This window comes from Aeromonas sp. 75A (assembly GCF_051919425.1).
Classification (GTDB): domain Bacteria; phylum Pseudomonadota; class Gammaproteobacteria; order Enterobacterales; family Aeromonadaceae; genus Aeromonas; species Aeromonas veronii.
On record NZ_JBQBES010000002.1, the window covers coordinates 81498 to 107275 of the forward strand.

Genomic DNA, 25778 nt, shown 5'->3' on the forward strand with positions numbered 1-25778 from the left:
TGGATCGCACGGAGTCGTGCAAGTGCTCCGTGCAAATGCTCCGCTCGGGCTCAAACCAGCGAATGTCGCACCGCAGCGGTACCATGGCTGGGCGGCGCTGAACCATCGAGCGGATTGAGCTGCAAGAACTCGAACAAGCCAGCCTGCATATTGACGTTCCAGAAGCGTCCGGCAAGGGTGAGTTGCAATCGCTCATGGCTTATCTCGGCCAAGCCATGCTGCTGCCAGGCAGAGAAGAGCGGCATCAGATGAGCACGCAAGGAGATCGGCAGACGATCCAGTGCCAGCACACCGCTGTCGAGGGCGCCACGCAGCAGACCGTCCATCCTTGCATTGGGATTGCGTCCCATCACCATCCCGGGCGCCCGCTTGCCACTGGCCAGCGCGTCGTGCCAGGGGGCCAGATCCCGTCCATACATCAAGCCATGGCCAAGAATACTGCCCCCCGCACCGGCGCCAAAGGGGAGGATCTCCGCACCGCGCTTGGCCATCTGGTTATAACGGCTCTGCTCGGCCGGGCTGCGCCGCCAGTGACTGCAAGAGAGACGCTCCCAGCCGTGGGCTTCCAGTTGCGCTCCGCCATAGGCATACATGGCCGCCCGCTGCTGACCATCGGCGAGCCAATCCAGGGTGCCCTTCTCCTGCGCTCGCTCCAGATTGGTGCCTTGCATGGCGATGAGCTGGTAGAGATCGACCCCGTGTACACCGCTCGCCATCACATCGCGGATATCCTGCTGCCACACGGCATCATCCTGACCGGGCAGACCAAAGATAAGATCCGCCACGATCACAGCCGCATCATCCCGGGTCAGCTCACCCAGACGGGTCAGCAGCGTCTCCCTGTCATCGAAACGGGCCGCCTGCTGACGCACCCGGGTATCAAAGCTCTGCACCCCGAAGGAGAAGCGGTTAAAGCCCCCCGCCAGCGCCACCTGCCATTTCTCATCATCAAAGCCGTTGAGGCGTCCCTCCAGCGTCACCTCTGCATCGGCCGCCAGCGGGAAACGGCGGATCACGGCGGCCAGCATGGCCAGCTCATCGGCGCTCATGTCGGTCGGCGTACCGCCCCCCACATAAACGGCTGAAAATGGCATGCTCTGCGCCAGCGGGGTGTCAGCCGCCTGCGCAAGGGAGGCGCACAAGGCGTTGACATAGCGGTTGATCCGCGCCGGGTTGGCGCCATTTTCAAAGAAATTGCAGAAGCTGCAGCGCTTGCGGCAAAACGGAATATGGATGTAGAGGGCGCGCTCCTCAGCTTCACTCTCTCGCTGCCACCAGCTCTGCCAGCCAGCCTCATCCAGCGGGAAGGGGCGCATCCCTCCCCGACTGGCGTGAGCCGAGGTCTTGGCGCTAAAAGCAAACTTGAGGGGATCCGGCGTGGCAATACCGGTCATGGAAGGGGTCAGATTCATGATGGTCACTATTATCAGCAAATAATGACAATGATAACGATTATCGTTACTGGCAATTTGTTCTGGATCAACCTGAGGAGCAGCCCCCCTACCGAAAGGCATTTTGGCAACCTGCATTACCGATCTGCTTAACAGATTATTTACTCAAGAGTGGTTATCGTGTGCCGATAGAGAACCATCTCCCGCCGTTTCTTCGTCTACGATCAAGATGATACGGGATCACATAACAACACCAAGCGCATGGAACTTGCCCAAAATGCATAACCTCTCCTTGAACTGGAAAATATTCCTCCCTCTTGCGCTGGTCATCAGCACCACCTTTGGCCTCTGCTTCGAACTCTCCGCCTGGCTGCAACGGGATCTCGCCATCCGGCTGGCAGAGGAGAAAGTTGAGAGCATGGCCAACACCTATATGGATCAGGTGAACGTGCTGATGATGACAGGTGGCATGGCCAACCGGCAGATAGTGCAGACCAAACTCAAGAGTGAAGCGGGCATCGTTGAGGCCCGTCTGGTGCGCGCACCAGCAGTAAGCAACCTGTTTGGCCCGGGTCATCCGGATCAGAAAGCGCAGGATCCCCTCGATGAGCGTGCCATCAATCAGGGCGAAGCCATCCTGGAGCAGCAGGGCAACCGGCTCACCCTGATCAAACCGTTCAAAGCTTACAAGGAGTATCGCGGCACCCAGTGCCTCACCTGCCACCAGGTCAATGAAGGAACCGTGATGGGGGCAGTGCGGATCAGTTATGACCTCAGCCACACCTTCGGCGAGATCCGCCACAACAACCTGATCCTGAGCGGCAGCCTGGCCGCCGTCTTCAGCCTCGGCTTCGGCTTGCTCTGGTGGGTATTGCAACGTTACGTGAAACACCCTCTGCGCCAGCTGCAGCTCACCATGATCCGGATGGCCAAAGAGCGCGACCTCGCCCTCCCCCTGGTCAATCACAGCCGGGATGAACTGGGCCAGATGACCCGCGCCGTCAATGACATGGTGCAGGGATTCCGCCACAGCCTGCAGGAGGTGGAAGGGGCAACCCACCAGCTCTATCAGGAGTCGAACCAGATCCGTCAGGTGGCGACCCAGACCGAAAACTCGGCCCGCCAGCAAGAGGGGATGACCACCCAGGTTGCCGCCGCCGTCAGCGAGCTGGCCGCCAGCTCTCATGAGGTGCGCGAACATGCCCGCCACAGCGCCGAGCTCTCCGCCCTCACCAATCAGGATGCCGCTGACACCAGTCGCCTCGCCCAGCACTCCATCACCGATATGGGCGAGATGTCGGCAGAGATCGATCGGGTGGATCAGGTGATCCAGCAGCTCGACAGCCGCTGCCTGGCGGTTGACGGCGTACTCGAGGTGATCAAGGGGATTGCCGATCAGACCAACCTGCTGGCCCTTAACGCTGCAATTGAAGCGGCCCGGGCAGGTGAGCAAGGCCGTGGCTTTGCGGTGGTGGCCGATGAAGTACGGGCCCTATCCAACCGCAGCCGCGCCGCCAGCGAAGAGATCTCCCAGATGATCGCCGCTCTGCAAAATGAGGCCCAGAGCGCTGTTACGGTGATCGGGGATGCAAAAAGCAAAGCCGATGAGAGCATCAGCAAGACCGAAGCGACCCTGGCAGCCATGCAGAACATCATCGAGCGCATCGCCCGCATCAATGACCTCAACGCCCAGATGGCCCAGTCGGCCGAAGAGCAGGACAGGGTCTGCCATGAGGTAGACAGCTCGGTAAGCGATATTCGCAACACCTCCAACGACACCCTGGGTCAGGCGCACGCCGCCAACCTCGCCAGCATCCAGCTGGTGGAGCAGTGCCAGAAACTGGAGGCACTGCTGAAAACCTACCGCTGGTAATGCACTTCACCAACGAAAAAGCGCGACCCGAGGGTCGCGCTTTTGCTTTATGGATTCGATTTGGCCGAGCGGCCGCGTTGCTATTCCAGCGGCGCGCTGACTATTAACAGCGCCGCTAGGATAGCTTTAACGGGCGTTACGGGTTGCGACGGCATCCGCCAGATTGCGCAGCAGCACTTCGGTATCGGCCCAACCGATGCAGGCATCGGTGATGCTCTGACCAACAGTGAGTTCACACCCTTCCACCAGATCCTGACGGCCTTCTACCAGATGGCTCTCCACCATCACACCAAACACCGCCTTGCTGCCGGCACGCAGCTGACCGGCCACATCCTCGGCCACCACCATCTGGTTCTTGAACTGCTTGCTGCTGTTGGCATGACTAAAGTCGATCATCACCTTCTGGGGCAGACCGGCCTTCTCCAGCCCCTTCACAACTTCGCTGACATGGGCCGCGCTGTAGTTCGGCTCACGACCACCACGCAGAATGATGTGACAGTCCGGGTTGCCGCGGGTCGCCACGATGGCGGAGTGACCGTATTTGGTGACCGACAGGAAGTGGTGCGGCGCACTGGCAGCGCCAATGGCATCGATGGCCACCTTGATAGTGCCGTCAGTGCCGTTCTTGAAGCCCACCGGACAGGAGAGGCCGGAGGCCAGCTCGCGGTGTACTTGGGATTCAGTGGTACGGGCACCGATCGCGCCCCAGCTCATCAGATCCGCCACATATTGCGGGGTGATCATGTCGAGGAACTCGGAGGCAGTCGGCAGCCCCATGTCGTTGAGATCCAGTAACAGCTTGCGACCAATGCGCAGACCGTCGTTGATCTTGCAGCTGTTGTCGAGGTACGGATCGTTGATCAGCCCCTTCCAGCCCACTGTGGTGCGCGGTTTTTCGAAATAGACCCGCATCACGATCTCCAGCTGACCTTTCAGCTCGTCGCGCAACGCCTTGAGGCGCTTGCCGTACTCCAGCGCGGCAACCGGATCATGGATGGAGCAAGGACCAATCACCACCAGCAGACGATCATCTTCGCCGGCCAGAATATTGTGAATGGCCTGACGGGATTCAAAAACGGTGGACGAGGCAACCTCGGTAGCCGGAAACTTCTCAAGCACCGCAACCGGGGGTAATAACTCTTTGATTTCACTGATACGAACGTCGTCGGTTTGATGCTGCATGACAAGGCTTCCTGCTAGATGACTGCGATTAGGAAATCTCAACATAGCCCGCGACAGCGCATGTGTAAATAGGAAATTACAGCAATCACAAAACTATTTTATATGGCAATCTTGCAAGTTATTGAAATGATGCTAAGCGAAATGACGATGCTGGTGAGGAAGGCAAAAAGGCCCGCTCAGCGCGGGCCCGAAGCGTCGGTGATGACGGGTTTGTCAGTGATCAGCCACGCTGGCTGATACTGGCCAGCTTGTCGAAGTAATCCGGGAAGGTCTTCGACGTGCACTTGGGATCATTGATGGTGACCGGGGTATCCGACAACGCCACCAGCGAGAAGCACATGGCGATACGGTGATCGTTGTAGGTATCGATATCGGCGTGCTTGAGCTGGGTCGGCGGGGTCACGGTGATAAAGTCATGCCCCTCCTCCACTTCGACGCCCAGCTTGCGCAGCTCGGTCGCCATGGCGTGCAGACGATCGGTCTCTTTCACCCGCCAGTTGTAGATATTGCGAATGGAGGTCGGCCCCTCGGCAAACAGCGCGGCAACCGCGATGGTCATGGCCGCATCGGGAATATGGTTCATGTCCATATCCACTCCGTGCAGCGGTGCCTGCTCCGCCTCGATAAAATCATCGCCCCAGGTGATGCGCGCGCCCATCTTCTCCAGCACGTCGGCGAAGTGGATATCACCCTGAATGCTGTGCTTGCCAATACCGGTGACCCGCACCTTGCCCTTGATGGCACCCGCCGCGAGGAAGTAGGAGGCGCTCGAGGCATCTCCTTCCACCAGAAAATCACCCGGGCTGATGTAGGTCTGGTTGCCCTTGATGTAGAACAGCTTGTAGTTGTCGTGCTCGATGACCACCCCGAACTGCTTCATGATGTGCAGGGTGATGTCGATGTAGGGCTTGGAGACCAGCTCTCCCTTGATGTGGATCCGGGTATCACCGGCCGCCATTGGCGCCGCCATCAAAAATGCGGTCAGGAACTGGCTGGAGACGGAGCCGTCGACGTGCACATCGCCGCCCCACAGCCCCTTGGCATCCACCACCAGCGGCGGATAACCATCGTGTTTCAGGTACTGGATATGGGCACCCGCTTCACGCAGGGCATCCACCAGATGGCCGATGGGACGCTCTTCCATGCGCGGCTCACCGCCCAGGGTATATTCACCTGAGCCGAGGCATAGCGCGGCGCAGAGCGGTCGCATGGCAGTACCGGCGTTGCCGAGGAACAGATTGACCGGCTCTTTTACCGCAAAGCTGCGGCCCAGACCCTGCACGGTACACTCGGTCTTGTCGGCGGAGAGCTTGTACTTGACCCCGAGCTGGGTCAGCGCAGCCAGCATATGACGAATGTCATCGCTGTCGAGCAGGTTGGTCAGACGGGTGGTGCCACGAGCCAGCGCTGCCAGCAGCAGCGCACGGTTAGAGACACTCTTGGAGCCGGGCAGATTGACCTCTCCGGCCACACGAGAAATGGGTTCCAAACGCAACGAATTCATAGACTTCCTGTGCTATCTCAAAAATAAACGCCTGTCCGGACGTTAACAGCCTGCGTCCCGCTCGGCAAGGGCACTTTCAGGGGAAATCGCACGGCAAACGCCAGCGCGCTGGTTCTGTTGAAAAAAAGACGCCGGGGTATCCCCGGCGTCTTGAATCACTGCAATAGCTGGAAGCGGCTCACGAGTTGTCACGAGAGGCCGCCAGCAAGCATGTGAGTACTCTCTTCTCAGCCGTTGCGCTTGGCAAAGCCATCCATAAAGCTCACCAGGGCCTTCACCCCCTCCAGCGGCATGGCGTTGTAGATGCTGGCGCGCATGCCACCGACAATGCGGTGTCCTTTGAGGGCCAGCAGGCCAGCCGCTTCCGATTCTGCCAGGAACTGCTTGTCCAGCTCGGCATTTTTCAGCTGGAACGGGATGTTCATCCGCGAACGGCAGCTGACATCCACCTGATTGCCATAGAAGCTCGACTGATCGAGATAGTCATACAGGAAGTCTGCCTTCTCCTTGTTGCGCGCTTCCATTGCCTCGAGGCCACCCTGTTCTTTCAGCCACTCGAATACCAGACCGGCCAGATACCAGGCGTAGGTGGGCGGCGTGTTGAACATGGAGTCGTTCTTGGCAGTGAGTTTGTAGTCAAAAATCGAGGGGACATCGGCTCTCGCCTGATCCAGCAGGTCATCGCGCACGATGGCGATGGCAAGCCCGGACGGCCCGATATTTTTCTGGGCACCAGCATAGATGATGCCAAAGCGGCTCACATCGAGAGGACGGGAGAGAATGGTGGAGGAGAGATCTGCTACCAGCGGCACCTCGCCGGTGGCCGGGATGTCGAACATCTCGATGCCATCAATGGTTTCGTTCGGGCAGTAGTGAACATAAGCCGCATCGGCGCGAAACGCCGGGGTCGGCAGCAGGTGAGAGATCCCCTGTTCGTTCTTGGCAACCCCCTGGAAGATCTGGATATCGCCATACTTTTTGGCTTCATCCACCGCACTCTGGGACCAGACACCGGTCAGCAGGAAGTCCGCCTTCTTGTTGGCCCCGCCCAGCAGGTTCATGGGCACGGCGGAGAACTGACCGCGGCCGCCACCGTGCATGAAGAGCACCTTGTAGTTGTCCGGCACAGCCAGCAGTTCGCGCAGATCCGCTTCGGCCTTCTCGGCAACCGCCATGTAGGGCTTGCCGCGATGGGAAAGCTCCATGACCGAGGCTCCCAGCCCCTGAAAATTACAAAACTCGCGCTGGGCGCGCTCCATGACTTCAACCGGCAGCATGGCGGGGCCGGCGCAGAAGTTGTAAATCTGTTTGCTCATGACGCTTTCCGTGAGTGGATGAGAGTAATCGATGACTTGTCAGGTTTTACACAAGAGCAGCCAGCGGATCAAAGGCTTTTTGGGAGCTGGCTCAACCTTTTACCATCACTCGGCGTCCCCCTTGCAGTAGAAAAAGCCCTGAACGGGTCAGGGCTTGCAGGGAACATGCACAGAAATGGCGGGCAGAGCGCATAAACCACCACAGCTCAGCCATTTCTGACAAATTTACAGTTTGGCGGTGAGCTCCGGCAGCAGGGTGAAGAGATCCCCCACCAGCCCGTAGTCAGCCACCTGAAAGATGGGGGCTTCACTGTCCTTGTTGATGGCCACGATCACCTTCGACTCCTTCATCCCCGCCAGATGCTGGATGGCCCCCGAGATACCGACCGCGATATAGAGCTCCGGCGCCACCACCTTGCCGGTCTGTCCCACTTGCAGATCGTTGGCGACATATCCCGCATCAACGGCGGCCCGCGATGCCCCCACCGCGCCGCCCAGCTTGTCGGCCAGCGCTTCTATCAAAGCAAACTGCGTCTTGGAGCCCAGAGCCCGGCCGCCGGAGACAACCACCCGAGCGGCGGTCAGTTCGGGCCTGCTGGAGCGCACCGCGCGGCGCTCGACCAACCGGGTACGACCAGCGAATTCGGGCACGGCCAAGTGCTCGATGAGAGCCTGCCCGCCCGTTGCCGCCTTGGCAAACGCGGTGGCCCGCACCGTCATCACCTTGACGGGCGCCGAGCTTGCCACTCTGGCGATGGCATTGCCCGCATAGATGGGGCGCAGGAAGGTGTCGCTGCTCTCGATAGCCGTCACCTCGGAGAGCATCTCCACCCCGAGCCGGGCCGCTACCTGTGGCAGCAGCGCCTTGCCCATGGTACTCGCCGCCATCAGGCAGTGGCTGTAACCTTCGCACCAGCTGGCCAGCAGCTTGTCGACCCCATCCAGCAGCCCGTCGGCCAGCAGGGGATGCTCGGCAAGCAACACCTTGTCGACGCCGCCGAGAGCTGCCGCCTGTTCACTCGCCTCGGTCAGTCCCTGCCCCAGCAACAGCAGGTCAACCTGACCGCCGATGGAGACGGCGGCGGTGACCAGTTGTGCCACGTTGTCGGCCAGATGGCCCTGATGATGTTCGGCAATGATCAGCACGCTCATGGCAGCACCTTCACTTCGTGTTTGAGTTTGTCCACCAGCTCGTCCACCGAGCCCACCTTGATCCCGGCGCTGCGGGCTGGCGGCGCCATCACCCCGAGCAAACGGGTCTGGTTGGCCACCTCAACAGCGAGTGTCGAGAACGGGGCGCTATCAAGCGGCTTGCGCTTGGCCTTCATGATGTTGGGCAGCGAGGCAAAGCGCGGTTCATTCAAACGCAGATCGGCGCTCACCACCGCAGGCAACGGCATGCCCAGGGTCTCGAGGCCACCGTCGATTTCGCGGGTCACCAGCAGCTCAGCAGCTTCCACCTTGAGGGCGGACGCGCAGGTCGCCAGCGGCCAATCATTGAGGGCAGCCAGCATCTGGGCCACCTGATTGTTGTCTGAATCGATGGACTGCTTGCCGAGCAGCACCAGATCCGGCTGCTCCTGCTCACACACCTTGTGCAAGGCGCGGGCAACCGTCAGCGGGGCGAGCGTCTCATCGGTGACATAATGCAGCGCCCGATCCGCCCCCAGCGCCAGCCCATGGCGCAGTTGCTCGGCGGCAGCGTCAGGGCCAAAGGTCACCACCACCAGCTCGCTGGCAACCCCGGCTTCCCGCAGCCTGACCCCCTCCTCCACCGCAATTTCACAAAAGGGGTTGATCCCCATCTTCACATTGGCCAGCTCCACGTCGGAGCCGTCTCCCTTCACCCGGATCTTGACGTTGTAGTCGACTACCCGTTTGATCGCGACCAGCAGCTTCATGGGGTCATGCCTCGTCTCTTTGGATTGAATTCATTAGTGTGCCTCTGCGTTTGTTGCAGTACGCTCTTCCCTGATTTTTTGCTTTTTCTTGCTCAGTTTTGCTTACAACTGCTTTACGTTTACGTAAACTACCAGCATTACCCTAGGCCAACCAGAGCGCAGAGGCAAGATGGAACGGGAAGCAATGGAATTTGATGTCGTCATCGTCGGCGGCGGTCCGGCGGGGCTCAGTGCAGCCATCGCCCTGAAACAGCAGGATGCCACTCTCTCTGTCTGTCTGCTGGAGAAGGGGGCGGAAATTGGCGCCCATCTGCTCTCCGGCGCCCTGTTTGATCCCGTCGCCTTGCAAGAGCTGCTGCCGGATTGCTGGCAGCAAGCGCCGCTCGGCGTGCCGGTCAGCGACGATCAGGTGCATCTGCTGCAAAGCGAGCAACGCTCCCTGCAACTCCCCGCCTGGGCGGTGCCACCCCGGATGCACAATGAGGGCTGTCACATCGTCAGCCTCGGCAACCTTTGCCGCTGGCTTGGCCAACAGGCGGAAAAACTGGGGGTCGAAATATACCCGGGGTTTACCGCCAGCGAACTTATCATGGAGGCGGGCCGGGTCAAGGGGGTGATCACCGGCGATCTGGGGCTGGATCGGGCAGGCAACCCAAAAGCAGATCATGTACCCGGGATGGCGCTGCTCGGCCGCTACACCCTCTTTGCCGAGGGGGCCCGCGGTCATCTCGGCAAGCAGCTGATCGCCACATTCAATCTGGCAAGCCCTGCCCAGCCCCAGCACTATGCCATCGGCTTCAAGGAGCTATGGCAGCTTCCCGCTGGCCAAGGCAAAGCAGGACAGGTGCTGCACGGCAGTGGCTGGCCCCTCGGCAAGCAGGGGGGCGGCAATAGCCACGGCGGTTTCTATCTCTATCACATGGAGGGGGATCAGGTCGCGGTCGGGCTGATTGTCGATCTCAACTACCAGAATCCCTGGCTCAGCCCGTTCGACGAATTCCAGCGCTTCAAGCATCACCCGCTTATCGCCGGCGTGTTGCAAGGGGGTGAACGCATCAGCTATGGCGCCCGCGCCATCACCAAGGGGGGCTGGCACGCCCTGCCCCGCATGCACTTCCCAGGCGGCCTGCTGATCGGCTGCGATGCCGGCACCCTCGACTTTTCCCGCATCAAGGGGATCCACACCGCCATGAAATCGGGGATGCTGGCGGCAAAAACCGTCGCGATGGCCCTGCGGGGGGGCGATGAGGGAGGCCGGGATCGGGCCCAGTATGGTGACGAGCTGCACCAGAGCTGGCTGGCCCGCGAACTCAAGGCAGCGCGTAACTTCGGCGCGGCGCTTCACCGCTATGGTCCCTGGTTGGGCGGTGCCTTCAACTGGCTGGAGCAACGGCTGTTTGGCGCAAACTCGCCCTTCAAGCTGCTCGATAAGGCTCACGATTACCGTCAGCTACGCGTGGCCAGCCGCTGCGAGCCCATCCATTATCCCAAACCCGATGGCAGACTGAGCTTTGACAAGCTCTCGTCTGTGTATCTGGCCAACACCAGTCACGACGAGGATCAGCCTTGCCACCTCAAGCTGCAGGACGAGCGCATTCCGGTCGAGGTCAATCTGCCCACCTGGGCCGAACCCGCCCAACGCTACTGCCCGGCCGGGGTGTTTGAAGTGCTGGAAATGGAAGGCGCGGCCAAACTGCAAATCAACGCCGCCAACTGCATCCACTGCAAAACCTGTGACATTAAAGATCCCAGTCAAAATATCATCTGGACACCGCCACAGGGGGGCTCCGGGCCCAATTATCCGAATATGTGATGACGCGGGGCAGCGGCAACAAGCAGCCCCAGCTAGCCCTCCCCCAGCCAAAGGTGGGTTCTACCCCGCATAGCCGCTCAGGTGATCCGACCTCGCTGTTTTTTTGAACAAACAAGCTGAATCCCTGATGAATAGCCCCTGACAAGCGCGGCCCGCCCCTGTATAGTTCGCCGCATTCAGGTTTTCCATCGGCCCGATCTGCTTATCCACGGGATCGCCTTCTGCAGCGATCTAAGGCCGCATGACCTGTGCAACCATCCCTGATTACCCATGACTTTTTAAGGGGGGACAGATGATCACCGCCTACATTCTCAACAACAAGGTGCTGGATATAGTCACGCTCGGGCCTGACGACATAGTACCTGACAACACGGTCTGGCTGGATGCCTACAAGCCGGACACGGCAGAGCGAGAATGGTTGACGGGCCTGTTCCTGGAAGAGGTCCCCGACAAGGAAGAGCTCGACGACATCGAAGCATCCGCCCGTTTCTACTGGGATACCGATGGTCTGCACATTCACTCCCTGTTTCCCCAGCGGATCGGTCGTGACACCAAAGGTGTCCACGTCTCCTTTACCCTGCGCAACAACCTGCTGATCAGCATTCGTGAAGATGACATCGGGCTGGTGCGCCTGCTGCGTCACTATATGCGCCAGGATCGGCTGGAGGTGGAGGATGCCCTCGACATCCTGCTGGAGGTGCAGAACCTCAAGGTGGAGTACCTCTCCGACCTTATCGAAGATGGTTACAAGACCTTGGAAAACACAGCCGATCAGATCTTCGAGCCGGATCAGATCAACCCCATGCTGAAAGAGTTGATGGCACAGGAAGAGGCCAACGGCCAGATCCGTCTCTCTCTGCACGATACCCGCCGCGCCCTGCGTTTTCTCAAACGCAGCCTGCGCCAGCGCATGAGCCTTGAGCAGAACAAGTGGATTGACGAGATGCTGCACGACGTGGAATCTCTCTTGCCCCACACCCAGTTCCTGTTCGACAAGATCAACTTCCAGCTGGAGGCCTCCATGGGGGTGACCAATCTGGAGCAGAACAAGGTGATCAAGATCTTCTCGGTAGCCGCCGTGATCTTCCTGCCGCCGACCCTGATCGCCAGTATCTACGGCATGAACTTCGGCCGCATGCCGGAGCTCGCCTGGGAATATGGTTATCCGATGTCACTGGTGCTGATGGTGATGTCATCGCTCGGCACCGGCCTCTTCTTCAAGCGCAAAGGCTGGCTGTAACGCCGCCGACGCGCGATGCGATATCTGAAGAAACCGATTGGGGGGCATTGCCCCCCGATTAATTTGCACCACGCCCAACGCCTTGCAAAGGGCGCTTCGTCGCCCCATATCCCCTCCATCACTCAATTCAAGTGGATAACGGGCAACCATGACCCTCTACCCCGAACACCGATATGACGATCACGGCCAGTTGCGCCCGCCCCTCTGGTTCTGGCCCATCGCCCTGTTGCTGACCCGCTCGGTCTGGCTCTTTTTGATGGCAGGGGTCACCCGCGAGAGCGGCAGCGAGATTCTGACCCTCTTCTATCCGGACAAGATCACCCTCTACATCAGCCTGCTGACCGACGTGCCCGCCATCCTGGCGTTGCTCGCCTGCGGCGGCACCTATCAGCAGACCCGGAGCATTCGCGCCAGACTCCGGCGCCACAGCCCGCTGCTGCTGCTCTGCTCTGCCGTCAGCGGCCTGCTGATGCAGTTGCACAGCCTCAATCTGCAGAAGTGGTCATTCAGCTGGCCCACCGCACTGGTGCTGGTCGCCAGCCTCTGGGCGCTCTGGTATCTGCTGCGCAGTCGCCAGCTACGGGAATATGCCGCAGATCAGCCCCACTGACGGGGCTGACACCTATTGACGAGTGACCCGGATCTGCAGGGTCTGGCGCTCGCTCTGGCTGCCTCGCCCCCCCTGTAGCTGGGTACCGAGGCTGCTCCCCTGATCCGCTGAGCTGGTCGAGAGCTCCCCCACCGTCAGCCACTGGCCCGGGGCCCCGCTCACCTCGGTGGCACTCTGCCCACGATTGATGGTGCCCTGATCCAGCCTCGCCTGTTCACTGCTCAGCGCAATCTGCACCCGATCGCCAATCAAGGTGGCCGTGGCATAGAGGCCGTTCACCAGCGGCATCATCCCCACCACGGCCCCCCCGTTCCATTGGTAGAAAGTCACCGGTTGATAGGAGCCCATCTGCAGCAGCACGGGACGGCCCGACAGCCCGCGCACCTGCCAGCTGTCGTTCTGGCTACGCTGGTACTGCTGTGCGCTACCATCGAGCAACCACTGCCGCTTGGCCTCGTCGCGACTGATTGAGCCCCCCAGTTGCTGACCGCTGGCGACACCATCGACCCGCCACTCGATAAGCAGGCTTTGCGGTGGCTGGTTGATCTGCGCCAGCGTGGCTTCGGCCTCCTGCAGCTGGGCTGGCGTCCCGCTCAGCACCAACTGATTCCCCATGGCACTCACCCCAAGCTGGGGATAGATCTCCTTGAGGGTCTGCACCGCCGCCTGCGCCTCGAAGACCGGGATCACTTTCACCTCGGCCCACAGCGATGGGCTCCAGAGTCCCATCATGCAGCCAAGCCACAGCAGCGCCCTGCGGCCAACCTTGCCCATCCGAACCATTACGCTCTCCTCGTTCTCTTTGCTCTTCTCGCTCTCTGTTCTCTCTCTGCTCAGGCGTAGACCCACACCCGCAGCCAACTGATCGGCCCTATTCCGCTCACCCGTCGATGATGAACCCGGCGGTTGCCAAAAAACAATCGGGAATGCTGCAACTCCGTGATTTCCCACGGTATGAGGCTCTCATTCCACGCCCGTTATCGCGTAAGATAGCGCCATCATAGTTGCCCAAGCGGAATCCATCATGTTGAAACAGTTGTTGTTACTCCCCCTCGCCCTACTGCTGGGGGCCTGCTCCCTGACCCAGTACAACGTCAGCGAGGCCGAAATCAACCAGTACCTCAAAGATCAGGTCTCTTTTGAAAAACAGCTGGGGATCCCCGGTATCATGTCGAGCAAGATCCGTCTGGATGAGATGCAGAGCCGTATCGGCCGCAAACAAGCAGATCGCATCGAGCTGGACGCCGCTGGCGACCTGCAGGTGAGCAGCCCCCTTGGCAGCCAGCAGATGAAGATCCGCTTTGCCCTGAGCGCACGCCCGGACTATGTGGCCGATCAAGGCGCCATCTATCTGCGCGACCTTGAGCTGGTCTCGGTCAAGACTGAGCCGGCCGATATCGGGGCTGCCCTCACCCCGCTGCTGCCCACCTTCAATCAGTCGCTCTCCCTGTTCTTGTCGCAGACCCCGGTCTATCGCCTCGACAGCAGCCGCAAGAACGAAGCCAGGATCAAGGAGAAGGTCGAAGCCCTCAAGGTGGAGCCTGGCCGTCTGATCATCCCGTTCAAACTGCTCTGATCCCCACCGCACTGGCACTTTCAGCGCAATAAACAGATAACCGTCCTCTTCGACAGCGCACATCCGGTTTAACGTGCAGCCGAATGGGGCGGTTTTTTACTTCTCAAGTCTCCCTCAACACAGCATAATGCAGACCATTCTCATTTAGATTCGTTATGAGAAGCGTCAATAATAAAACCAATGGTGAGAAGGGACATGAGAAAAACCGTACTGGTTCAGGCGATTGCCTGCGCACTGATTAGCGGCGCCGCACACGCTGCTGTCAAGGTCGAAGATAAGACATTCAATACCGCCGCCAACATGCTGGCCTATACCGAATTCGAGCTCTCCGGTGAGCCGCTGGCCGAAGCGCTGGGGCTGGACCTGGATGTGCTGGATGCCAACCGTGCCGATGAGCCGACCCCGTTCGACTTCGCTGCCGGCATCGAATCCTACGAATACTCCGAAGAGGCGATGTACGCCCTCAACTACCAATCCGGCATGGGCCCGCATCTGGTAAACGGGCCGCAAAACCTGGCTCGTGGTGGCACCATGGCCTCTCTGGGGCAACGGGTGCTGGCCATGGCCGATGCCGTTGGCTTCCCGGCGGATGAAGTGCCGCAGGGCATGTATCCCCTCTCCCTGCCCTATGCCTCCGCCAATCCGGAGTTTGCCCAGGCCATCAACGCCACCCCGGTCAATGGCGATCAGATCACCATCAAGACCGCCAAAGGCACCGAGAAAACCGTTAAGACCCAGGTGCCCGCCTACTTCCGTGACTACAGCACCCTGCGCTGGAGCGGCAGCGACAACCTGCTGGTGCCCGCAGCGGTGGGCGGCATCCTGCTCAAAGAGGTGATGTGGTCGCAAGACTTCCTCGGTGGCATGCACGTGGCCGAGACCGATGAAGAGGTAGAAGCCGCCTCCGCCACCATGGATCAGGATGGCAAGCACAAGCTGGGCGTCTCTGCCGCCGATGGCTTCAACGGCATGATGCTGACCGAGCAATCCATCGACAAGCTGGCCATCATGCAGAACCAGCTTGGCTTCGATGGCAAGCAACTGGGCGCCAAGATCACCCCGCAGTACGATCCGGCCAAGGGCGTTGTCTACTTCCCCCATCAGGTGAAAGTGACCGAAACCAGCAACAACGATGCCGGTGCCATCGGCAAGCTGGAGGTGGTGGATGGCTCCGCCCAGCTGCGCGATGCCTGGATGATGCTGTGGCCGCTCTCCGAGTTCTATGCCTTCAGCGATCAGCGCAGCGCCAACACCAACCAGAACCCGGCCTTCCACGCCGTGTTTGACGGTACGCCGTTTGCCGCCGCACCGGCTGCCAACAAGACCAATGACCTGGGCAAAGCGGTCGCGGGCAGCGATGCCTTCTCGCTGGCGATCAATCTCTCAAACCACACCTTCAAGAACCTGGTAGCCCTGCACTTTGATACCAAGGCTGGTACCCTGGTCGACAGCTGGCAGGCAGGCAAACAGGGCAAGCACGTCACCACCTTTGACGCCGCTTACGCACTGGTCGCCCTGCAGATCTTCCAGCGCGCTCAGGATGCGCTGCCGGTCGGTTACGCCGCCGGTGACAATGGCGAGCTGAACCTCAAGACCCAGCAGGGTCAAGAGGCGCTCGACTTGATCCGCAAACAGGCCGATTTCATCCTTGCCAACCTCAAGGGCAAAAATGGTCTGGTGCATGATGGCATCACCCTGGGTGGCAAGCTCGATGCCAGCCACTCCATCGATGCACAGTTCGCCGCCATCCGTGGTCTGACGGCTGCGTTCCTCGCCACCTCCGATGCCAAGTACCGCACCGCGGCGCGCGAACTGTTTATCGCCGCCGACAAGGCCTACTTCAATGCCAAGGCGGGAACCTGGCTGGCTGGCAAGCAGGGTGAATACACTCCCTGGACCCAGGCTGCCATCTCCGGCGCCCTGCGCTCTGCCATGCTGAACCTGCGCAACGAAGGGGCCGAGAAGGCGCCCGAGCTGGAGCTGGCAAAGCTGACCGGTCAGTACGTCAGCTGGTTCCGTGGCACCGTCAACGGTGGCATGCAGATGGCCGAGTGGATCGGTGACTCCGGCGAGAACATCATCGAAGGTGCCGGCAGCGACACCGATGAAGATGGCGTACCGCAAGTGACCGCCGCCGGTGGCAAGCACGGCACCGCCATGGTGATGGCCGCCAAAGCGGTGGTTAGCGAATAATCCTCGCCATTCACCAGCATGAAAAAGGGAGCCAACTTGGCTCCCTTTGCATTACAGCGTCTGACACAGTTTCAAGGGCCTTCCTCAAACCAGCTTGTCCAGCATCTCCTTGGTCACCAGCACAATCCCCTGCTCGGAGCGGTAGAAGCGGCGGCTATCCTCATCGGCATTCTCGCCCACCACCAGCCCATCGGGCAGCACACATCCCTTGTCCACCACCACCCGGCGCAGACGGCAACCGGCGCCAATCTCGACCCCGGGGAAGATGATGGCCTGATCCAGGGTGCAGAAGGAGTGCACCCGCACATTGGTAAAGAGCACCGAGTTGAGCACGAACGACCCGCTGACGATGGTACCGCCCGAGAACATGGAGTTGATGGTCATGCCATGCTGACCATTGCGATCCTGCACAAACTTGGCCGGTGGCGTCAGGGTCTGGCTGGTCCAGATGGGCCAGTTCTGATCGTAGATATCGAGCTCGGGCAGCACGGAGGCGAGATCCATGTTCGCTTCCCAGAAGGAGTCCAGCGTACCCACGTCACGCCAGTAGGGCTTTTGCCCCTCGCGCGCCCCGACACAGGACATGTTGAAGGGGTGAGCAAATGCCATCCCCTCCTCCACGATGCGGGGGATCACATCCATCCCGAAGTCGTGTTTGGAGTCCTGATTGTGAATATCCTCCTCCAGCAGTTGGTAGAGGTACTCCGCCTCGAAGATATAGATCCCCATGGAGGCCAGCGAGCGATCTTCGCAACCTGGCATGGCGGGCGGATTGGCCGGTTTTTCGACGAAGGCGCGGATCTTGCGCTGCTCGTCGATATCCATGATCCCGAAGGCGGATGCCTCGGCCCGCGGCACCTCGATACAAGCGACCGTCACCTTGGCACCGAGGCGCACATGGTCGAGCAACATGGCGGCGTAATCCATCTTGTAGATGTGATCCCCCGCCAGCACCACCAAGTATTTGGGGCCGTAGTCACGGATGATATCGACGTTCTGGTAGATGGCATCGGCGGTGCCGCGATACCAGTGCACCTCGTCTACCCGTTGCTGGGCAGGGAGCAGGTCGATGAATTCGTTCATCTGGTAACGCAGGAAGGACCAGCCCGATTGCAGGTGACGCAGCAGGCTGTGAGATTTGTATTGGGTGACTACACCAACGCGGCGGATCCCCGAGTTGATACAGTTGGAGAGCACAAAATCAATGATCCGGAATTTGCCACCGAAATGGACGGCAGGCTTGGCGCGGTTGTCAGTCAACTGCTTCAGGCGACTACCACGTCCACCCGCCAGCACCAGTGCCATACTCTGGTTCAATAATTGTCGTGCTTTGGCACTATTTTCGGGCTCTAGCAACATGATTTACCTCTGCCTTGTTTGATCTATTTTCAACTCATCTTCGCCTGTTTCGGCACCTGTGAAAGTGGTTTCACTCACATTTAACCGATCTCAATTGACCCTTTTCACCGAGTTGCGAGGAATAGCATGCTTTGCTCCGCCAGCTTGGTTAAAATTCCCCCACAAAGCAGCCACTTCAAGGATGACAAGATGGTTCACAAGCTCGGACGTACCCTCTTTCTGATCGCCACCATAGTGACCATACCCCTGCTGCTCCTGCAAGCAGTTTGGTTAGCCCTGCAGAGCACACCGCTTACTTTGGCCATTATTCTGGCCACCACACTGCTTGGCATGATCCTGCTGTTGATGCTGGCCATCCGCACCATGGATGGCATGCTCCAGCATCAGGAGCTCACCTGGGTCAAGGCGATCAGGGGGCGGGATCCCTCACAACTCGATGAGCCCGCCTCCCAGGAGGTGCTGCAACAACTGCTGGAGCAGTTCGAAAGTGCCGAGCAGAGCGCCCATCGCCAGCTGACCGAGCTCAGCAACCTGGCTACCACCGACGAGCTGACTCAGCTACTCAACCGCCACGCGTTTCGCCGCGACATGACCGAGTTGCTGCAGCGGGATCAGGACACCCAGACCGCGACCCTGGTGCTGATCCGTGCCACCGAGCTTGGCAAGATCAACGCCCAGCGCGGCTTCCAGTCTGGCGATGCCTACATCAAGGACATGGCCGCCCTCATCAAACGGGTGGTAAGCCGCTTCCCGGGCAATCAGGTCTACCGCATTTCGGGGGCTGATTTCGCCGTGCTGGTGCAACCGGTGGCCAATATTCCTCCCCATCTGCTGGGGCAGGATTTGAAGGTGGCCTTCGATCACTATCAGGATCAGCACGAGCTGGAGAGCACCGGTTACTCGGGGCTGACCAAGCTCAGCAGCGGCCAGAAAATTGAAGCCGTGCTGGCCAGAGCGGATCTGGCACTGGCTCGCGCCCAGACCGAAACCATCAACGGCTGGGCCATCCAGCAAGATGACAGCGCCTCCGATTTGCAGGGCCAACACCACTGGCGCGACGTGCTGACCGACGTGCTGGCGCAGGAGCGACTCAGCTTTACCTACCAGCCGATCCAGCCCCTGCACCGCAGCATGCTGGCTTACAACGAGATCTACACCCGCTTCAGCGGCAATGACGGCACCGCCCTGCCCACCGACACCCTATTTGCCATGGCCCAGCGGCTGGATATGGTGATGCGGCTGGAGCAGCTGGTCATTACCCACATCATGCGTCAGTACCGGGCCTTTGGTGCCAACCAGAGTCGCTGGGGGATCAACCTCTCCCCCAACCTGCTGCAAAACAGCGCCTTCCTGATCTGGCTTGACCGCCAGCTGCTCAAAGATCCCAATACCAGCGCCAATCTGGTGTTCGAACTGGATGAAGAGCATCTGGAACGCAACCTCACCGGCGCCAAGCGGGTGTTTGAACTGCTGCGCCGCAATGGCAGCCGCTCGGCCATCGCCAATTTCGGCAAGGGGATCGGCTCCTTTACCCTGTTTCGCGAGCTCAAGCCCGACTACATCAAGCTGGATCCTGCCCTGATCACCGGGCTGGAGCAGGATCAGACCAACCAGCAGTTCGTGCGGATGATCGTCGATGTATCACATCGGATGGGGTGTCAGGTGATTGCAGAGGGGGTAGAACAGCTTGGCCAGAAACAGCTGCTGCAGGGGATGTACGTGGATGGCTTGCAGGGCTATCTGATCGCCCGGCCGCAACCGCTGCGACCGGATATCAGCCAACTGGGGCTCTTTACTGAGGATGCTTCAGCTTCAAAAGGGTCAGAATGATGTCATTGAGCTGGCGATAGCGCTCCAGCTCTTTCTGATCGTACCGGGTCGCCAGGGTGGTGGGGTTGTGGCGGTTCTTGAGGTAACGGTTGATTTGCAGGCGATTGAACCCCGCCACCTGATAGACCTGGCCAAGCAGGGTATTGAGTTCATCGTGCTCCAGACCTGCTCTGGCCAGATAGTCCCCATCGGCGGGACTCTCGGTCTGGTGACTCCACTTGCCAATGCGACCACTCTCCTGCAGATAGCTGAGCCACTGTTCGATATAGAGAGGTTTACACCCCGCCAACAGGTTGAAAAAGCCCACCGCGTCGCAACGACAACCGCTCAGAAGCACGACCGCCAGCTGATCGTCATCGCACTGGAAGGTCACTGGTCCGGCTTGCGCCCAATCCAGGGCCTGCACCCGAATGCTGGCCTTCTCACCCGCAGCTCCCGTTACGTCGAATACAAACATGGCGCTCCTCCCTTGGCAAAAGGTTGATGATGGACCATCCCCCTGACAGGTGCAAAGGCAAATCGGCTTTTAACTCATCAATCGGGCTATTCGACCATAAAAAAGACCGGCCCCCTCACGGATGCCGGTCTTTGTCCCGATGGCCTGTGCGTTCAGGCCATCAATGGAGGCGCTTTCAGGCGTCCAGTTCAACCAGTGCCTTGGCCAGCTCGATGGGTTCGAGCTCCTGACCTTCCAGATCGGCGTTCCAGTTCGGGCCGACCAGCACATCATCTTCATCCAGATCGTTGATCCAGATATCGAGAAACTCTTCCAGATCGATCACTTCCGGCTCGTAATCGGCCCACTCGTCGACGCAGTGCAGACGGGCGTCCTCTTCGGCAGACCAGAGCGGCATCACGTCGGCATCTTCAAATTCGGCGGAGCGACAGACGACCCAGTCTTCCCCATAGCGCAGACCCCACACCTGACCCGACTCGCGGACTTGTTCGATAAACAGTTGGAAATTGGCGTCAAGGTTGTCGTTAAGCATGCTCATGGGATTCTCTCTTTCTTTCGGGTGCTGCGGCATTGTCGGGCGACAATACGATGGCCAAATGGTGTCGTAAAAGTGACATGGACTCAAGCATATTGGGGTTATTCCGGGAAAAAAGCCGGGATAACTCATATTTGCCTGCAAAAACGCCTCCCGATGGAGGCGTCTTGCAGATTCAGGAGATCAACGCTCCCAGTAAACCTCTTCCAGGCTGTCCTCTTTCTCCGGCAAACCGCGGGAGAGACGGGGACTGCTCTGGGCCAGCACCTCGTAGCTGACGCGGTTGGCGTATTTGCACACCTGGGCCAGTGAGGAGTAAGTCAGGAACTCGGAGATGTGCTTGGCGGAGTTGGGCACATTCATCCGATGATAGGAGTTGGCCACCATGTCGTGCAGCACGGCGGAAAGGGCGCCATCCCCTGCCCCGTTGGTGTTCTTGATCTTCTCCGGGCCACCCATGTACGGGGAGATGTGGGAGTAGATACGGGCCGGTTTACGGCACTTGGCACGGGCCATCGGGCGGCTGAACTCATACATATTGAACTCGGGGATAACGCCCGGCAGCAGGGTATGAGTGGTCTCGCGCTTGTAGTCCTCGTCGGTGTAGCTCGCCATATAGAGGCCGATGGGGCCTGCGGTACAGAGCACCATGTCGGCCCAGTCGAGCGCCTTGTCGGCCGCACCGAGCGGATCAGCGATACCGGTCAGGGCTTCACCTTCGTCTTCGTTCATCGCCAGCACAGTCACGTTTTCGGCAATGAAGTCGCGCCACCACTGGGGGTTTTCGTCGATGACGAAACGGGTGCCCAGGGTCAGCACCACGGGAATACCGGCCTCGCGGGCATAACGCACAGCAGTCATGGCCGCCTCTTTCATCGGATCACCATCGTCACCACGCACCAGATAGGCGGTGATCACCAGGGCAGATGCCCCTTTGATCACATCCTCCGGAATGTGCTGCACATCCAGCTGGTTCATCTTGCCGGCGTTGATGCCGAAGCTGCGCTCGCCGCACTCGGTAATGAAAGTGAAGCAACGGCCGATGGGGCCATCAACCGGCTGCAGGTAGTCCAGATTGACGCGGGAAGAGGTGTTGCACAGATAACGGTAGGCGTAGCAGCCGATGCGAATGTCCTGACTCATCACACCCAGCAGGATGGAGTGGGAATCGGCCAGCACCGAGTAGTTGTGTACCGTGTTGCCAATGGTGCCACCGGCAAACTCGCTCACCACCATGTTGTTGGCCTTGAGCTCGTCATAAATGCGTTCGGCTACATCGTCATTGATAACGACGGAGTGCCCCTTGCTCAGACCATAACGGGTCAGAAAGTCTTCATCCACATGGGCTTCGATATCAACCAGGGTCTGATCAATCCCGACGACGTAGGCTTTGCCCAGCTCGGTTAACAGGGGATTTTGCGGAACCAGGGGATCGCGTCTGTCGACAGGGAAGTAGTGTTTGGACTTGCGCTGACCGGGAAATTTCATGGCAATGTTCTGTGCTCTGGGGGAAAGAGGGGCGGGATTTTAACACAATCCGCCGCCCCGAAAAGTCGCCCTGTTTAAATAATGGAGTCAGTATAGACAAGGCCCGCAAGGAAAAACGTTTGCCTTTTCACCATAAAAAAACCACCCAACCCAGGGTGGTTCCATAGCATACAAAAGCGCCGGTTTTCAGGCGGCCGCCATGCCCTGCAACAGAGCCAGCACCGAGAAGAGGCCGAGGGCGAGCCAGAACAGCAAGGTGCCCAGAAAACGGGGCACATTGGGGGCTTTGGGGAGCTGGATGCCGATGGCATGCAGGATGCGGCCAACCAGTAGCATGGCGCCACCCATATGTAGCCAGAGCGCACCGGCGCCGGAGAGCTCGCACAGCGCCATCAGCAGCAGGGTCAGCGGCACATACTCGGCAAAGTTGCCGTGGGCCCGGATCGCCGCCAGCAGCTCGGGGGCCTCCCCCAGCCCTATCATCACCCCGAACTGGGCGCGGCGTTTGACCACCCAGAAGGAGAGCCCCAGAAACAGCAGCCCAAGCAGGCCTGCGTAGATCAGCGTGATATGTACCATGACTCGACTCCTTGTTTGACTGACTGCCGGTCACTCATGCCAATTCGCGGCAGATGAGCGAGACCATCATCCTGATGTGGGCCTGATCGCTGTTGAGGGCCGGAATATATTCAAACCGCTCGCCACCGGCCTCCATGAAGACCTCCCGATTCTGTACCTGAATTTCCTCGAGGGTTTCGAGGCAGTCGGCGGCAAAGGCAGGGCAAATCACATCGAGTCGCTTGACCCCGGCGGCAGGCAGGCCAGCGATAGTCACGTCTGTGTAGGGCTTGAGCCACTCCTCCTTGCCAAAGCGGGACTGGAAACTGGCCGTCCACTGCCCAGCCTCCAGCCCGAGCGCCTCGGCCAGCAAGCTGGCGGTATGGCGACACTGGTGACCATAGGGGTCCCCTTCGTTCTCGTAGCGCTCGGGAATACCGTGGAACGACATCAACAGGTGATCACCCTGACCGTGCTGCTCCCAGTGACGGCGCACGCTCATGGCCAGCGCCTGAATGTATTCGGGGTGGGCGTGATAATCACGAATGAGCCGTACCACCGGCAGATTGCGTTCTCTCTTCATTGCCTTGCCCCAGGCATCGAAGACCGAGGCGGTGGTACTGACCGAATATTGCGGATAGAGCGGCAACAGGATCACCCGGTTGACCCCTTTGGCCTTGAGCGCCTGCCAGCCATCATTCACTGACGGGGAACCATAGGTCATCGCCAGCTCTACCGGCACCTCAACCCCCTCCCGCTTGAGCTCCTGCTCCAGTGCGGCGCGCTGCTGCTTGCTTATCACCATCAGCGGCGAGCCCTGCTCGGTCCACACCTGCTGATAGAGCTTGGCCACTTTGGGCGAGCGCGTCGGTAAGATGATGAAGTGGAGCAGCGGGCACCAGAGGTAGCGGGGCAGGTCAACCACACGGGGATCGTGCAGGAACTGGCTGAGGAACGCTTTGACGGCAGCGGTGGTCGGTGCGGCTGGGGTACCCAGATTGACCAGCAATATTCCGGTTTTCGTGGTCACGTTGGCTTCCTGTCTATCTGTCATTATGCAAAAAGGGCCCGACAGGGCCCTTCTCTTTATTTATCTGATGGCACGGGAAACAGTGCCGACAGCAAAGATCAGCCCAGAATGGTGGCAAGCTGCTTGCTGACCAGATCAACCGGCTGGGTGCCGTCGATCTTGACGTAACGGGTGTGGCCCGCTTCCGCCTCTTTGCCGTAGAAACCGATCAGCGGCGCGGTCTGCTGATGATATACATCCAGACGCTTGCGTACTGTGGTCTCTTCGTCGTCGGCGCGGATCACCAGATCTTCACCGGTCACGTCATCCTTGCCTTCCACTTTCGGCGGGTTGAACACCACGTGGTAGGTACGGCCGGAGCCGGAGTGAACGCGACGGCCGCTCATGCGCTTGACGATCTCTTCGTCCGGTACATCGAACTCCAGCACGAAATCAACCACGACACCGGCGTCCTTCATGGCTTGCGCCTGGGGAATGGTGCGCGGGAAACCGTCCAACAGGAAGCCTTTGGCGCAGTCCGGCTGAGCGATGCGCTCTTTGACCAGACCGATGATGATGTCGTCAGAGACCAGCTGACCTGCGTCCATCACAGCTTTGGCTTTCAGACCGAGCTCGGTGCCCGCTTTGATCGCCGCACGCAGCATGTCGCCGGTGGAGATCTGGGGAATACCGTGTTTTTCCATGATGAACTGAGCCTGGGTACCTTTGCCGGCGCCCGGAGCCCCCAACAGAACAATGCGCATACACGCTCCTATTGATTGGTTATTCAAATCTTGCGAAGGCAAAAAAGTACACGGTTTCGCCCGTTTCTACAAGGGTGAGCCACTTGAATGAGCACTTTATCACCACAATAACCGGCTGATCGAACAGGATTTCATCGCAAGGGGAAGACGCAAAAATAGCCAAGGATTCCGCATAGAGCGCCAAAAGCAGGAAGGAGGTACGACAGAAAAAAAGATCCCGGCTCAGGGCCGGGAATTGCGCTCAAAAGTAACTACTTGTCGCTCGTAGTAGGAACAGGGCAATAGTAGTTTGCCCCCTGTGCGTCAACAACTGTCAGATGTGACAGGCAGGCCGCTATGAAACCGGAACTGCGGATCCGGCGAGCAGATTAGCTCGGCTTCCAGCTTACCGAAGAAGGCCACCCGCTCGCTGATATCCTCCCCTGCGTACTGTTCGGCCAGGCTCAGGTAATCCTGATAGTGGCGCGCCTCGGAGCGCAGCAAAGAGACGTAGAAGCGGCTCAGCTCCTCGTCCAGATGGGGCGCCAGCTTGGCAAAGCGCTCGCAGGAGCGGGCCTCGATATAGGCGCCGATGATCATCTTGTCGACTATGGTGGCAGGCTCATGGGTGCGCACATGCTGCATCAACTGGCGGGCATAGCGGGAGGCCGTCACCGGCCCGTATTCGATGCCGCGGGCCTGCATGATCTCCAGCACCTGCTCGAAGTGATGCAGCTCCTCCTGAATGAGCCGTACCATGGGAAACAGCAGTGGATTGCGCTCCAGCTCGGCAAAGACGGTGCGATCAGACTCCCCCATGCTGCGTTTGCCCAGGATCTCGGCCTTCTCCGGAATGGCATCCAGCTCGCGATAGAACTCCAGCTTGGGCAGCAGATGGCGCTTGCCCTTGGGCAAGCAGTAGCGGCGCACCAGACTGTGGGCAGTGAGTGCGGCCTTGGTCTCGCAGTTGGCGTGATCGATGAGCAGGGTCGGTAAACGGGCCGGATCCCGAGCCATCTCCACCCACTCATCCGGGGTCTCGCACTGCAAAAACTGGCGCACTGGGGCTAGCAGATCATCCATCTAAACTCTCGTTTGTTAAACACGCCGGTTAAAAGCGTATCGGTCATATATGTTGCCGCCTATGCTAGCGGATCCCGCTGGCCATGCCCATATCCGGCAAGATAAGCGGATATTTTT

General features: G+C 59.5%; 22 protein-coding genes. 7 read left to right on the forward strand and 15 right to left on the reverse strand.

Annotation, left to right across the window (positions count from 1 at the left end; genetic code table 11):
* Positions 1-50: 50 nt before the first annotated feature.
* Positions 51-1412 (reverse strand): heme anaerobic degradation radical SAM methyltransferase ChuW/HutW, encoded by a 1362-nt coding sequence (gene hutW / locus ACTG2T_RS00370; protein WP_236322375.1) that lies wholly within the window; start codon positions 1410-1412, stop codon positions 51-53.
* A 256-nt stretch (positions 1413-1668) separates the two neighbouring features.
* Between hutW and ACTG2T_RS00375 the strand changes: the two genes are divergently transcribed.
* A complete protein-coding gene (locus tag ACTG2T_RS00375) occupies positions 1669-3264 on the forward strand; it encodes a methyl-accepting chemotaxis protein (RefSeq protein ID WP_005360022.1) in 1596 nt (531 codons plus the stop codon).
* Positions 3265-3390: 126 nt separating this feature from the next.
* Here the strand turns inward: ACTG2T_RS00375 and aroG are convergent, their stop codons facing one another.
* The 5 genes from aroG to ACTG2T_RS00400 form a co-directional block, all read right to left on the reverse strand.
* Positions 3391-4446 carry a 3-deoxy-7-phosphoheptulonate synthase AroG gene (gene aroG, locus ACTG2T_RS00380; protein WP_005351268.1) on the reverse strand — a complete coding sequence of 352 codons (1056 nt, stop codon included), beginning with the start codon at positions 4444-4446 and terminating at the stop codon, positions 3391-3393.
* Between the two features lie 220 nt (positions 4447-4666).
* A complete protein-coding gene (gene aroA / locus ACTG2T_RS00385; protein WP_159158784.1) occupies positions 4667-5950 on the reverse strand; it encodes a 3-phosphoshikimate 1-carboxyvinyltransferase in 1284 nt (427 codons plus the stop codon).
* Between the two features lie 227 nt (positions 5951-6177).
* Positions 6178-7266 (reverse strand): 3-phosphoserine/phosphohydroxythreonine transaminase, encoded by a 1089-nt coding sequence (gene serC, locus ACTG2T_RS00390; RefSeq protein ID WP_159163771.1) that lies wholly within the window; start codon positions 7264-7266, stop codon positions 6178-6180.
* Between the two features lie 225 nt (positions 7267-7491).
* Positions 7492-8418: an electron transfer flavoprotein subunit alpha/FixB family protein gene (locus tag ACTG2T_RS00395; RefSeq protein ID WP_159163772.1), complete on the reverse strand. Its 927-nt coding sequence runs from the start codon at positions 8416-8418 to the stop codon at positions 7492-7494.
* A complete protein-coding gene (locus ACTG2T_RS00400) occupies positions 8415-9167 on the reverse strand; it encodes an electron transfer flavoprotein subunit beta/FixA family protein (protein WP_330124417.1) in 753 nt (250 codons plus the stop codon). The genes ACTG2T_RS00395 and ACTG2T_RS00400 overlap by 4 nt, the downstream gene beginning before the upstream one ends.
* A 169-nt stretch (positions 9168-9336) precedes the next feature.
* Here ACTG2T_RS00400 and ACTG2T_RS00405 point away from each other — a divergent pair, with 169 nt between their 5' ends.
* From ACTG2T_RS00405 to ACTG2T_RS00415, 3 genes are all read left to right on the forward strand, one after another.
* Positions 9337-10980, forward strand: coding sequence for an electron transfer flavoprotein-ubiquinone oxidoreductase (locus ACTG2T_RS00405; RefSeq protein WP_330124418.1), 1644 nt, complete (start codon positions 9337-9339; stop codon positions 10978-10980).
* 292 nt (positions 10981-11272) lie between these two features.
* The gene (gene corA, locus ACTG2T_RS00410; RefSeq protein ID WP_005337059.1) at positions 11273-12220 is read left to right on the forward strand and encodes a magnesium/cobalt transporter CorA; all 948 of its coding nucleotides are present in this window, start codon (positions 11273-11275) and stop codon (positions 12218-12220) included.
* Positions 12221-12368: 148 nt separating this feature from the next.
* Positions 12369-12830: a DUF2919 domain-containing protein gene (locus ACTG2T_RS00415; RefSeq protein WP_330124419.1), complete on the forward strand. Its 462-nt coding sequence runs from the start codon at positions 12369-12371 to the stop codon at positions 12828-12830.
* A 12-nt stretch (positions 12831-12842) separates the two neighbouring features.
* Here the strand turns inward: ACTG2T_RS00415 and ACTG2T_RS00420 are convergent, their stop codons facing one another.
* Positions 12843-13562: a hypothetical protein gene (locus ACTG2T_RS00420; RefSeq protein WP_439973820.1), complete on the reverse strand. Its 720-nt coding sequence runs from the start codon at positions 13560-13562 to the stop codon at positions 12843-12845.
* Positions 13563-13854: 292 nt separating this feature from the next.
* Between ACTG2T_RS00420 and ACTG2T_RS00425 the strand changes: the two genes are divergently transcribed.
* Entirely contained in the window at positions 13855-14406 is a 552-nt protein-coding gene (locus ACTG2T_RS00425; protein ID WP_139401652.1) for a lipoprotein, read from the forward strand.
* Positions 14407-14601: 195 nt separating this feature from the next.
* The gene (locus ACTG2T_RS00430; RefSeq protein ID WP_330124421.1) at positions 14602-16599 is read left to right on the forward strand and encodes a hypothetical protein; all 1998 of its coding nucleotides are present in this window, start codon (positions 14602-14604) and stop codon (positions 16597-16599) included.
* An 84-nt stretch (positions 16600-16683) separates the two neighbouring features.
* Here ACTG2T_RS00430 and glgC read toward each other — a convergent pair whose 3' ends face one another.
* Positions 16684-17958, reverse strand: a complete 1275-nt coding sequence (gene glgC / locus ACTG2T_RS00435; RefSeq protein WP_005337070.1) for a glucose-1-phosphate adenylyltransferase — start codon at positions 17956-17958, stop codon at positions 16684-16686.
* A gap of 189 nt (positions 17959-18147) precedes the next feature.
* On the opposite strand from glgC, the gene ACTG2T_RS00440 reads away from it, so the two are divergent.
* Positions 18148-19788 carry an EAL domain-containing protein gene (locus ACTG2T_RS00440; RefSeq protein WP_227273520.1) on the forward strand — a complete coding sequence of 547 codons (1641 nt, stop codon included), beginning with the start codon at positions 18148-18150 and terminating at the stop codon, positions 19786-19788.
* Here the strand turns inward: ACTG2T_RS00440 and ACTG2T_RS00445 are convergent.
* From ACTG2T_RS00445 to miaE, 7 genes are all read right to left on the reverse strand, one after another.
* Positions 19751-20245 (reverse strand): hypothetical protein, encoded by a 495-nt coding sequence (locus tag ACTG2T_RS00445; protein ID WP_042055706.1) that lies wholly within the window; start codon positions 20243-20245, stop codon positions 19751-19753. The genes ACTG2T_RS00440 and ACTG2T_RS00445 overlap by 38 nt on opposite strands.
* A 175-nt stretch (positions 20246-20420) precedes the next feature.
* Positions 20421-20783: a DUF2750 domain-containing protein gene (locus ACTG2T_RS00450; protein WP_005337077.1), complete on the reverse strand. Its 363-nt coding sequence runs from the start codon at positions 20781-20783 to the stop codon at positions 20421-20423.
* Between the two features lie 180 nt (positions 20784-20963).
* Positions 20964-22268: an inosine/guanosine kinase gene (locus ACTG2T_RS00455; RefSeq protein ID WP_005337079.1), complete on the reverse strand. Its 1305-nt coding sequence runs from the start codon at positions 22266-22268 to the stop codon at positions 20964-20966.
* A gap of 186 nt (positions 22269-22454) precedes the next feature.
* Complete coding sequence (locus ACTG2T_RS00460; protein ID WP_330124422.1) at positions 22455-22847, reverse strand: MAPEG family protein; 393 nt, start codon at positions 22845-22847, stop codon at positions 22455-22457.
* A 34-nt stretch (positions 22848-22881) separates the two neighbouring features.
* A complete protein-coding gene (gene hemH, locus ACTG2T_RS00465) occupies positions 22882-23856 on the reverse strand; it encodes a ferrochelatase (RefSeq protein WP_330124423.1) in 975 nt (324 codons plus the stop codon).
* 98 nt (positions 23857-23954) lie between these two features.
* Complete coding sequence (gene adk, locus ACTG2T_RS00470) at positions 23955-24599, reverse strand: adenylate kinase (RefSeq protein WP_005337083.1); 645 nt, start codon at positions 24597-24599, stop codon at positions 23955-23957.
* A gap of 303 nt (positions 24600-24902) precedes the next feature.
* The gene (gene miaE, locus ACTG2T_RS00475) at positions 24903-25661 is read right to left on the reverse strand and encodes a tRNA isopentenyl-2-thiomethyl-A-37 hydroxylase MiaE (protein WP_005346385.1); all 759 of its coding nucleotides are present in this window, start codon (positions 25659-25661) and stop codon (positions 24903-24905) included.
* Positions 25662-25778 lie beyond the last annotated feature (117 nt).

What these genes read in the sequence shown, in the direction of transcription:
- serC (WP_159163771.1), bottom strand. Translation starts at nt 7,266, where the DNA reads ATGAGCAAACAGATTTACAACTTCTGCGCCGGCCCCGCCATGCTGCCG.
- corA (WP_005337059.1), top strand. Translation starts at nt 11,273, where the DNA reads ATGATCACCGCCTACATTCTCAACAACAAGGTGCTGGATATAGTCACG.
- ACTG2T_RS00400 (WP_330124417.1), bottom strand. Translation starts at nt 9,167, where the DNA reads ATGAAGCTGCTGGTCGCGATCAAACGGGTAGTCGACTACAACGTCAAG.
- ACTG2T_RS00375 (WP_005360022.1), top strand. Translation starts at nt 1,669, where the DNA reads ATGCATAACCTCTCCTTGAACTGGAAAATATTCCTCCCTCTTGCGCTG.
- hutW (WP_236322375.1), bottom strand. Translation starts at nt 1,412, where the DNA reads ATGAATCTGACCCCTTCCATGACCGGTATTGCCACGCCGGATCCCCTC.
- adk (WP_005337083.1), bottom strand. Translation starts at nt 24,599, where the DNA reads ATGCGCATTGTTCTGTTGGGGGCTCCGGGCGCCGGCAAAGGTACCCAG.
- glgC (WP_005337070.1), bottom strand. Translation starts at nt 17,958, where the DNA reads ATGTTGCTAGAGCCCGAAAATAGTGCCAAAGCACGACAATTATTGAAC.
- ACTG2T_RS00415 (WP_330124419.1), top strand. Translation starts at nt 12,369, where the DNA reads ATGACCCTCTACCCCGAACACCGATATGACGATCACGGCCAGTTGCGC.
- miaE (WP_005346385.1), bottom strand. Translation starts at nt 25,661, where the DNA reads ATGGATGATCTGCTAGCCCCAGTGCGCCAGTTTTTGCAGTGCGAGACC.
- ACTG2T_RS00450 (WP_005337077.1), bottom strand. Translation starts at nt 20,783, where the DNA reads ATGAGCATGCTTAACGACAACCTTGACGCCAATTTCCAACTGTTTATC.
- ACTG2T_RS00445 (WP_042055706.1), bottom strand. Translation starts at nt 20,245, where the DNA reads ATGTTTGTATTCGACGTAACGGGAGCTGCGGGTGAGAAGGCCAGCATT.
- aroG (WP_005351268.1), bottom strand. Translation starts at nt 4,446, where the DNA reads ATGCAGCATCAAACCGACGACGTTCGTATCAGTGAAATCAAAGAGTTA.
- ACTG2T_RS00455 (WP_005337079.1), bottom strand. Translation starts at nt 22,268, where the DNA reads ATGAAATTTCCCGGTCAGCGCAAGTCCAAACACTACTTCCCTGTCGAC.
- ACTG2T_RS00440 (WP_227273520.1), top strand. Translation starts at nt 18,148, where the DNA reads ATGGTTCACAAGCTCGGACGTACCCTCTTTCTGATCGCCACCATAGTG.
- ACTG2T_RS00430 (WP_330124421.1), top strand. Translation starts at nt 14,602, where the DNA reads ATGAGAAAAACCGTACTGGTTCAGGCGATTGCCTGCGCACTGATTAGC.
- ACTG2T_RS00460 (WP_330124422.1), bottom strand. Translation starts at nt 22,847, where the DNA reads ATGGTACATATCACGCTGATCTACGCAGGCCTGCTTGGGCTGCTGTTT.
- ACTG2T_RS00405 (WP_330124418.1), top strand. Translation starts at nt 9,337, where the DNA reads ATGGAACGGGAAGCAATGGAATTTGATGTCGTCATCGTCGGCGGCGGT.
- aroA (WP_159158784.1), bottom strand. Translation starts at nt 5,950, where the DNA reads ATGAATTCGTTGCGTTTGGAACCCATTTCTCGTGTGGCCGGAGAGGTC.
- ACTG2T_RS00395 (WP_159163772.1), bottom strand. Translation starts at nt 8,418, where the DNA reads ATGAGCGTGCTGATCATTGCCGAACATCATCAGGGCCATCTGGCCGAC.
- ACTG2T_RS00420 (WP_439973820.1), bottom strand. Translation starts at nt 13,562, where the DNA reads ATGATGGGACTCTGGAGCCCATCGCTGTGGGCCGAGGTGAAAGTGATC.
- ACTG2T_RS00425 (WP_139401652.1), top strand. Translation starts at nt 13,855, where the DNA reads ATGTTGAAACAGTTGTTGTTACTCCCCCTCGCCCTACTGCTGGGGGCC.